Source organism: Streptomyces sp. (genome assembly GCF_031181705.1).
In the GTDB taxonomy this organism is placed as follows: domain Bacteria; phylum Actinomycetota; class Actinomycetes; order Streptomycetales; family Streptomycetaceae; genus Streptomyces.
Map to the genome: position 1 here is coordinate 6,603 of NZ_JAPSKN010000019.1, position 8,936 is coordinate 15,538.

An 8,936-nucleotide genomic window follows, 5' to 3' on the forward strand; every position below is an offset into this window, starting at 1 on the left:
CCTAGCCGGAGCACCGGGGGGCCGTCGCCCCCCTGCGTCCCCGGCCCGCCGCCGCTACCGGCCCGCCTCCTTCGACACCAGCGCCACCGCCTCGTCCACGTCGTCCGTCACGTGGAACAGCAGCAGGTCCTTCTCCGCCGCCTTCCCCTGCGCGATCACCGTGTCCCGCAGCCAGTGCACCAGGCCGCCCCAGTACTCGGTGCCGAAGAGCACGATCGGGAAGCGGGTGACCTTCTGGGTCTGGACGAGGGTGAGGGCCTCGAAGAGCTCGTCGAGGGTGCCCAGGCCGCCGGGCAGGACGACGAAGCCCTGCGCGTACTTGACGAACATCATCTTCCGCACGAAGAAGTAGCGGAAGTTCAGGCCGATGTCGACGTACGGGTTCAGGCCCTGTTCGAACGGCAGCTCGATACCGAGGCCGACCGAGATGCCCTTGGCCTCCAGGGCGCCCTTGTTGGCCGCCTCCATCGCGCCGGGGCCGCCGCCCGTGATGACCGCGAAGCCCGCCTCGACCAGACCACGGCCGAGCCGGACGCCCGCCTCGTACTCGGGCGAGTCCGCCGGCGTCCGGGCCGAGCCGAAGACGCTGATCGCGGGCGGGAGTTCGGCGAGCGTGCCGAAGCCCTCGATGAACTCCGACTGGATGCGCAGCACGCGCCAGGGATCGGTGTGCACCCAGTCGGAGGGGGCCCGCTCGTCCAGCAGCCGCTGGTCGGTCGTGCTGGCCTGCACCTGGTCCCGCCGCTGGAGGACCGGGCCCAGGCGCTTCTCCTCCGGCGGCTGCTTCTTCCCCTCGGGGTTGCCGGTCGCCATGTGCGCTCCCTCCGTCGTGCCTGTCTTTCCACCTCAGCGTAGATCTACGCGGGTTACGAACGAGGGACCTGAGCATGTCCGCGATGGAGCGCCGTAAACACGGGGAGCTTTCCGGTGGGGTCAGGCGGTCAGCCAGTTCCGCAGGCGCTCCTCGCCCGCGAGGATCTTCGCGACCTCCACGCGCTCGTCCCGCTTGTGCGCCAGGTGGGGGTTGCCGGGGCCGTAGTTCACCGCCGGGACGCCCAGGGCCGAGAAACGGGAGACGTCGGTCCAGCCGTACTTCGGCATCGGGGTGCCGCCGACCGCCTCGATGAACGCCTTGGCCGCCGGGTGGGACAGTCCGGGCATCGCGGCCGGGCTGTGGTCGACGACCTCGAACCCGCTGAGCGCGCAGTCCGCGAAGACCTCCCGGACGTGCGCGACGGCCTCCTCGGGCGTGCGGTCGGGGGCGTAGCGGAAGTTGACGGTGACGACGCACTCGTCGGGGATCACGTTGCCGGCCACTCCCCCGCCGACGCCGACCGCGTTCAGCCCCTCGCGGTACTCCAGACCGTCGATGACGGGCCACCGGGGCTCGTAGGAGGCGAGGCGGGCGAGGATCGGGGCGGCGGCGTGGATGGCGTTGGAGCCCATCCAGCCGCGCGCCGAGTGGGCCCGCTCACCCGTGGTCTTCAGCAGCACCCGCAGCGTGCCCTGGCAGCCGCCCTCGACCTGGCCGTCGGACGGCTCCAGCAGGACCGCGAAGTCGCCCGCCAGCCACTCGGGGTGCGCCTCGGCGACGTGCCTGAGGCCGTTGCGCTCCGCTTCGACCTCCTCGTTGTCGTAGAAGACGAAGGTCAGGTCGCGGTTGGGCGCCGGGACCGTGGCCGCGATGCGCAGCTGCACCGCGACACCCGACTTCATGTCGCAGGTGCCGCAGCCCCACAGGACGCCGTCCTCGTCGAGCCGGGAGGGGACGTTGTCCGCGATCGGGACCGTGTCGATGTGGCCGGCCAGGACGACCCGCTCGGCGCGGCCCAGGTTCGTGCGGGCGACGACGTTGTTGCCGTACCGGTCGACCGTCAGGTGGGGCAGCGCGCGCAGCGCGGTCTCGATCGCGTCCGCCAGCGGCCTCTCGGTGCCGCTCTCGGAGCGGAAGTCGACGAGCCGGGCGGTGAGCTCCGCGGCGTCCAGCGTGAGGTCAAGCGAGGTGTCGGCCATGCCGTCGACCCTAACGCGCCAGGCCGCCGCCTCACCGTCCACACCCGGCTCATGCCACTCCGTACTCTCCAGTACCTTGTACGGCGTGCCAGAGCCGTCTACTCCCAAGCGTCGTGGCCGCCTCTTCCGATGCGGAGCCGCCTTCGTGGCCCTGCTCGCGGTCGCCGGTTACCTCGTCGTGCAGTACGTCACCGGGGGCACCGGCGGGCCGGGCTGCAAGGTCGTCTCCGGCAAGGGCGACGGGGCGTCGTACGAGTTCACGCCCGAGCAGGCCGTCAACGCGGCGACGATCACCGCCGTGGGGACCGCGCGCGGCCTGCCCGAGCGGGCCGTGACCATCGCCCTGGCGACCGCGCTGCAGGAGTCCGCGCTGCGCAACATCAGCCACGGCGACCGGGACTCGCTCGGCCTGTTCCAGCAGCGGCCCTCGCAGGGCTGGGGCACGCCGAAGGAGATCATGGACCCGACGTACTCGGCGGGCGAGTTCTACGACCACCTGGTCAAGGTGCCCGGGTACACGCGGCTGCCGCTCACCGACGCCGCGCAGCGTGTGCAGCGCAGCGGCTTCCCGCAGGCGTACGCCAAGCACGAGCCGGACGCCGCGCTGCTGGCCGCGGCCCTGACCGGGCAGTCGGCGGCCACGCTGACCTGCGAGGGCCGGCCGGCCGCGACCCGGGCGTCGGGCCCGGGCGGGGTGCGTGCCGCGCTGGTGCGCGACTTCGGGCGCGATGTGCTGGAGCCGGCCGGCGCGCAGGTGGACGGCTCCTCGGCGGCCTCGCCCACGCCCTCGCCGAGCGCCCCGGGCGGGTCCGGTGGGCGGACGGTGACGCTGCCGGTGGCCGCCGACACGAGCGCCGCGGGCGGGCGGAACGTGCAGCAGCGCGGCTGGCAGCTGGCGCACTGGGCCGTGGCCAACGCCTCCGAGCTGCACATCGCGCGGGTGACGTACGCGGGCCGGGAGTGGGTCGCCGGGAACACCGCCAGCCAGTGGCGGCCGGCCGCGGCGAAGGGCACGGCGGGGGCGGAGCGGACCGCGGACGCGGTCCGGATCGTCACGATGCGTTAGATCGCGCAGGGGTACGGGACCTCACCCCGACGGGTTGGCCGCGCGCCGCGCGGCGATGGTGTGCGCAGGCTTTCGCACCCTCACCCCCGCAGTCGGGGAATCCCTTGGGAACAAAGGGCGGGAAGGATTCCGCGGGCTTTCCCGCGAAGGTCCCTTTGCCCGTTTTTATCCGCAGCCGATAATGCGACACATTGCCAACTCTTTACGTTGCGGTGCCGCAACCTTCGCGGGCTTCGAGCGGTAGTCACTGCGTCCGAGCCGGGGCGATCAACAGCCAGTTGATCAACTCCCGGACCCGGTCGGACACTTCACGAACCTCACTGTCCTCTCCGTCGAAGGAGCACCATGTCCCTCCCCCTGACCCGCCGGATCGCCCGTGCCGCGCTGATCGTCGCTGCGGGAGCGGCTGCCGGGGTCGGTGCGGCCGGCTCCGCCAGCGCGGCGCCCGAGCTGCCGGCCACCCCGAACCTCGGTGGGCTGACCGCCCTGGACGGGGCGAACGTCGGCAACACCGTCGACGGCGCGGCGCAGAACGTCACCGAGACCGCGGGTGAGACCGGCGGCAAGACCGTGAAGAAGGCGGTGCCGGCCGCGGGCAGGACCGGCGGCAAGGCGGTCAAGAAGGCCACGCCGGTGGCGCAGAAGGTGGCCGGTGACGCGGCGGGCTCCGCCGGCGAGCTGGTCGGTGACGCCGCCGGTTCGGCCAAGGGCGGTCTGCCGACGGACTCCCTCACCAGGGGCGGCGTGCCGTCCGCGGACTCGCTTCCGGTGAAGGGCCTGCCGGTCGGCTGACGCCGCGCGCCGCGAACGCCGAAGGGGTCCGGGGAGCTTCCCTGGACCCCTTCGGCACGCACCGGGGCAGCGGTCACAGGCGCCGTACGGCCGCCGCCACCCGCTCGTCCGTCGCCGTCAGGGCCACGCGGACGAACCGCGCGCCCGCCGGGCCGTAGAAGTCGCCCGGAGCGACGAGGATGCCCCGCTCGGCGAGGTGGGCCACCGTGTCCCAGCAGGACTCGCCGCGCGTCGCCCACAGGTACAGGCTCGCCTCGCTGTGCTCGATGCGGAAGCCGTGGGCCAGCAGGGCCTCGCGCAGCAGGGTGCGGCGGGCGGCGTAGCGCTCGCGCTGGACGCGGACGTGCTCGTCGTCGCCGAGGGCCGCCACGACCGCGGCCTGGGTCGGCGCGGACGTCATCATGCCGCCGTGCTTGCGGATCTCCAGCAGCGGTCCGAGCACCGCCGGGTCACCGGCCAGGAAGGCGGCGCGGTAGCCGGCGAGGTTCGAGCGCTTGGACAGGCTGTGGACGGAGACGATGCCGTCGTAGGAGCCGCCGTTGACGTCCGGGTGCAGCACGGAGACCGGGTCGGCCTCCCAGCCCAGCTCCAGGTAGCACTCGTCGGAGAAGACCAGGACGCCGTGCGCACGGGCCCAGGCGACGATCCGGGTCAGCTCCTCCTTGGACAGGACCTTGCCCGTGGGGTTCGACGGCGAGTTGAGCCAGAGGAGCCTCAGCCCCTCGGGGTCGAGCTCGGTCGGGTCGTCGTAGGCCTCGTACGCGGCGCGGGCCAGCCGGGCGCCGACCTCGTACGTCGGGTAGGCCAGGCGCGGGAAGGCCACCCGGTCGCCGGGGCCGAGGCCCAGCTGGGTCGGGAGCCAGGCGACGAGTTCCTTGGAGCCGACGATCGGCAGGACGTGGTGAGGGGTGACGTCCCGGGCGCCGAGGCGCCGCTCGACCCAGCCGGTGATCGCGTCGCGCAGTTCGGGCGTGCCCCAGACGGTCGGATAGCCCGGCGAGTCCGCTGCCGCGACGAGCGCTTTCTGGATCAGCTCGGGGACCGGGTCGACCGGGGTGCCGACGGACAGGTCCACGATGCCGTCCGGGTGGGCGGCGGCCGTGGCCTTGTACGGCGTCAGCTTGTCCCAGGGGAAGGTGGGGAGGCGGTCGGAGACTGCGGACACGGGTGCTGGCTCACTTTCTGGCCGGTACGAGCCGGACTACGGCAAACGCCTCGGCCCCCTACGGCGATCAGCGGGCTGATCGGGCCGTACGGGACCGAGGCGGCGCTGGTGCGGGCCGCTCTTACTGGTTCTGCGGCGGCAGCGCGGCGACGAAGGGGTGGTCGCGCTCGATCAGCCCCAGCTTGCTGGCGCCGCCGGGCGAACCGAGCTCGTCGAAGAACTCGACGTTCGCCTTGTAGTAGTCCTTCCACTCCTCGGGAGTGTCGTCCTCGTAGAAGATGGCCTCGACCGGGCAGACCGGCTCACAGGCCCCGCAGTCGACGCATTCGTCCGGGTGGATGTACAAGGACCGCTGGCCCTCGTAGATGCAGTCGACCGGGCACTCCTCGATGCACGCCTTGTCCTTGACGTCGACACAAGGCTGCGCGATGACGTAGGTCACGCTGTCGTTCCTCCTCGATAGGGCGCTGGCGGGCCTCCTCAGGCTCCGCCGCCTGGCGCGCGGGAGCGCGGCGTCGTCGATGCCCGCCCCTAGTATCTCCGTTCCTGGGCATGATCCGAACAGGAGGGGTGAACTGACCTGTGGAAATCTCTGCCGCCGGGCGACTCGAGGTCCGTATCACCGCCGCTGACGTGGGCAAACGGGTCTCCGTCCGGAGCCTGACCGAACATGACACTCCGGGTGAGAAGTTCACCGATACGGTCGGTGTTCTCACATCATGGGACAACGGTGTGCTGCTGATCACACGGAAGAGCGGCGAGGGCGTCCGTATCGCGGAATCCGCCCTGGTCGCGGGCAAGATCGTGCCCGCCGCCCCGGCGCGTCGCCGCGGTCCGGCCGCCTCCTACGAGGAACTGGCCCGGGTCGCCGCTCGGGCCTGGCGGCCCGTGGAGAGCGAGCGGCTCGGCGAGTGGGAGCTGCGGGCCGCCTCCGGGTTCACGCGACGGGCCAACTCGGTGCTGCCGCTGGGCCGGCCGGGCCTGCCGCTCGACGAGGCGCTCGACGCCGTACGGCGCTGGTACGGCGAGCGCGGGCTGCCCGCCTACGTCCAGACCGCCACCGGCGCCGAGGGCACCCAGGAGCTGCTCTGCGCCGAGCTGGAGGAGCGGGGCTGGGTGCGGGAGGTGACCGCCGAGCTGTGGGTGGGGCCGCTGGCGCCGGTCGCCGACTCGGGCGACCCGGCGGGCGTGGCGCTGTCCCGGGAGGCCGACGAGGCGTGGCTGGCCCGGTACCGACGCAAGGGGGTGAGCGAGGTGGCGCTGCGGGTGCTGGGGAGCGGCCCTTCGGTGTGGTTCGCGACCGTGCCGGGGCCCGCGGAGCCGGCCGCCATCGGGCGGTGCGTGGTCGACGGGCGGTGGGCCGGGTTCGCCGCCGTCGAGGTCGACCCGGCGCTGCGGCGGCAAGGGCTCGGCACGGCCGTCATGGCCGCGCTGGCCCGGCAGGCGCTCGACGAGGGCGCCTCGGCCGCCTGGCTCCAGGTCGAGGCCGACAACGCGGCAGCGCGGGCGCTGTACGCCGGGATGGGGTTCGCCCCGCACCACGCCTACCACCACTACCGGGCGCCGGACACCGGCGGCGCACCGGCCGGTGGCCGATCGTCGTGAGAGGGCACGAGCCGGCCATGCGTCCCCCGTATCCCCCGTCCCCGGAGCGCTCCGCCGAGCTGCGGCGGCGGTTCGCCGAAGAGGCCCGGTCCGAACGGCCCGATCTGTCGACGCTGTGCCTGCTGGTGGGGGCGGAGGCGGACCGGGAGCTGGACGAGGCGGGCCTGGACGCCGCGCAGGTGGAGCTGGACCGGCTGGCCGGGCTGCTGCCGTTCCGCCCCGGAGGGCCGCGGGCCTGGGCGGTGGCGCTGCGGGAGCTGCTCGGTGAGCGGCTGGGGTTCCACGGCACTCCGGCGGACTACCAGCGCCTTCAGTCCTCGCTGCTGCACGAGGTGCTCCAGCGGCGCAGAGGGCTGCCGATCCTGCTGTCCGTGGTGTGGATGGAGGTGGCGCGGCGGGCCGGGGCGCCGGTGTACGGGGTGGCTCTGCCGGGGCACTTCGTCGTCGGGTTCGGGCCCGAGGAGGGGCAGGTGCTGGCCGATCCGTTCGACGGGGGGCGGGTGCTGAGCGGGACGGACGCGGAGATGCTGGTGGCCGGGGTGACGGGGGCGCGGCTGGACGCGTCGATGCTGCGGCCGGCCGATCCGCTGGACGTGGTGATGCGGATCCTGAACAACGTGCGGGCATGGGCGGCGGCCCGGCCCGAGCGGTCGGACGTGGCGTTGTGGGCGGTGGAGTTGTCGCTGCTGCTGCCGTCGCATCCGGCGCGGCTGCGGTACGAGCGGGCGCAGTTGCTGGTACGGCGGGGGGATTTCCTGGGCGGGGCAGCGGAGTTGGAGGCCTACGCGGAGGTTGTCGCGGCGGTGGACGAGGCGGCTGCGGAGCGGGTGCGGGGGGAGGCTTCGGCGGCTCGGGCGATGCTGAACTGACGCCTGTCGCCGTCTTGTCGCGAGGTGTGGGGCGCCTGCGACCGGCCGGACCCGGACCACCGGGATGTCGTGGCATGAGCAAGCCGCAGCACGGAGCCCCTGCCCGGTCGCGGCCGGGGCTCCGTCGTGCGTGCGGCGATCAGTTCGGGGTGGTGTCGATGACCGCGGTGCGCTCCGCCGGCGTCTTGCCGCGCAACGCCTTGCGCAGCGCGGAGACGACGTCCTGCGGCAGGACGTCCCGCTTCCCGGTGGCGGTCTCGATCTGCACACCGTCGAAGGTCGTGCCGTACGCCTCCTTGAGCGCCTTCAGGTCGTACGTCTCGACGAGCTTGCCGTCGACGGCCTTGAACCCGAGGATCTTCGGCAGCGACAGCGAGCCGAACGGGATGCTGTGCGCCGCGTCGGTCTGCACGATGGCCTTGGCCGACATCGCGGGCTGCGCGAAGTCCTTCAGCACCCGGTCGACCTCGGCGTTGGAGATGGTCGGCTGCCGAGTGGTGGTCGGGACGTCGACCGTGCCGGCCGATCCGGTCTCCACCTGGGTGCGGTATGCCTGCTCCACCGCCGCCGTGGACTTGGCGAGGTCGATGCCCCGGCCCGCCTTGCCGTAGACGGGGACGGCCTTGCCGTTCTCGAACTTGATCGTGCCCTCGGTGACCGAGCCGGACCTGCCGGCCGCGCTCTGAAGGGCGGCGTGCAGCTTCTCCTCGTCGACGGGCATGTCCGGGGCGACGACCCGGTGGTTGCCGAACAGCGAGCCGATCACGGAGACCGGGTTGTAGTCGCTCTTGGCCGCCGCGTCGGCCGTGGCGTCCATGTCGAACTGCAGGCCCGCGTTGTCCGGGTCCAGGGTGACGGTCTTGCCGCCCACCGACAGCTTCAGTTCCTTGCCGACGCGGTCGTCGAAGGCCTCGTCGAGCTTCCTGACCGCGCCGTCGCGGGTGGTGCCGCCGATGTCGACGCCGAGCACGGTGGTGCCCTTGGGCACGTCGGTGCGGTTCATCAGCAGGCCGGCGCCGTAGAGGCCGCCGACGGCGACGACCACGGCCGCGGCGAGCAGCACGAGCTTGTTGCGGCCCTTCTTCCTGGGCGCCTTGGCGGAGCTCGCCGGGGGTGGCGAGACCGGCTCGGGCAGCTTCGGGGGCGTGTGCGGCCCGGGGCCGTCGCCGGGCGCACCGGGGCCGAACGGCGAGGCCGCGCCGGGCTGCACGACGGGCATGCCGCTGGTGACGGTGTGGCCGGAGACGTTGTCGTGCCGGGGGGCGTAGCCCTGGCCGTCCGGGGGCTCGGGGGCCGGCTTCTGCGGGGTGAGGACGGCGGTGTCGTCACTCATGCCGCCCCCCGGGCCCGCGGCACCCGGGCCGCCCTGAGCGGCGCTGCCGCCGGGGGTTGCGGGTGCTCCGGGACCGGCGGGGCCGACAGGGCC

General features: G+C 73.2%; 8 protein-coding genes and 1 pseudogene. 4 read left to right on the forward strand and 5 right to left on the reverse strand.

The window, feature by feature from the left end:
* Positions 1-54 precede the first annotated feature (54 nt).
* Positions 55-813, reverse strand: a complete 759-nt coding sequence (locus RIN80_RS06560) for a TIGR00730 family Rossman fold protein (RefSeq protein WP_309094540.1) — start codon at positions 811-813, stop codon at positions 55-57.
* Between the two features lie 120 nt (positions 814-933).
* The gene (gene dapE, locus RIN80_RS06565; RefSeq protein ID WP_309094541.1) at positions 934-2,013 is read right to left on the reverse strand and encodes a succinyl-diaminopimelate desuccinylase; all 1,080 of its coding nucleotides are present in this window, start codon (positions 2,011-2,013) and stop codon (positions 934-936) included.
* A 145-nt stretch (positions 2,014-2,158) separates the two neighbouring features.
* Between dapE and RIN80_RS06570 the strand changes: the two genes are divergently transcribed.
* Positions 2,159-3,079: a heavy metal transporter gene (locus RIN80_RS06570; RefSeq protein WP_309094542.1), complete on the forward strand. Its 921-nt coding sequence runs from the start codon at positions 2,159-2,161 to the stop codon at positions 3,077-3,079.
* A 345-nt stretch (positions 3,080-3,424) separates the two neighbouring features.
* On the forward strand, positions 3,425-3,871 hold the full coding sequence (locus tag RIN80_RS06575; protein ID WP_309094543.1) for an ATP-binding protein: 447 nt from the start codon (positions 3,425-3,427) through the stop codon (positions 3,869-3,871).
* 73 nt (positions 3,872-3,944) lie between these two features.
* On the opposite strand, the gene RIN80_RS06580 is transcribed toward RIN80_RS06575, so the two are convergent.
* Positions 3,945-5,036 (reverse strand): bifunctional succinyldiaminopimelate transaminase/glutamate-prephenate aminotransferase, encoded by a 1,092-nt coding sequence (locus tag RIN80_RS06580; protein ID WP_309094544.1) that lies wholly within the window; start codon positions 5,034-5,036, stop codon positions 3,945-3,947.
* 121 nt (positions 5,037-5,157) lie between these two features.
* Positions 5,158-5,478, reverse strand: a complete 321-nt coding sequence (gene fdxA, locus RIN80_RS06585; RefSeq protein WP_003973842.1) for a ferredoxin — start codon at positions 5,476-5,478, stop codon at positions 5,158-5,160.
* 140 nt (positions 5,479-5,618) lie between these two features.
* Between fdxA and RIN80_RS06590 the strand changes: the two genes are divergently transcribed.
* Both RIN80_RS06590 and RIN80_RS06595 read left to right on the forward strand, forming a co-directional pair.
* Positions 5,619-6,641, forward strand: a complete 1,023-nt coding sequence (locus RIN80_RS06590; RefSeq protein WP_309094545.1) for a GNAT family N-acetyltransferase — start codon at positions 5,619-5,621, stop codon at positions 6,639-6,641.
* A 17-nt stretch (positions 6,642-6,658) separates the two neighbouring features.
* Positions 6,659-7,510, forward strand: a complete 852-nt coding sequence (locus RIN80_RS06595; RefSeq protein ID WP_309094546.1) for a transglutaminase-like domain-containing protein — start codon at positions 6,659-6,661, stop codon at positions 7,508-7,510.
* Positions 7,511-7,649: 139 nt separating this feature from the next.
* On the opposite strand, the pseudogene RIN80_RS06600 reads toward RIN80_RS06595, so the two are convergent.
* Positions 7,650-8,936 (reverse strand): annotated as a pseudogene (locus RIN80_RS06600) (hypothetical protein); the annotation flags it as partial.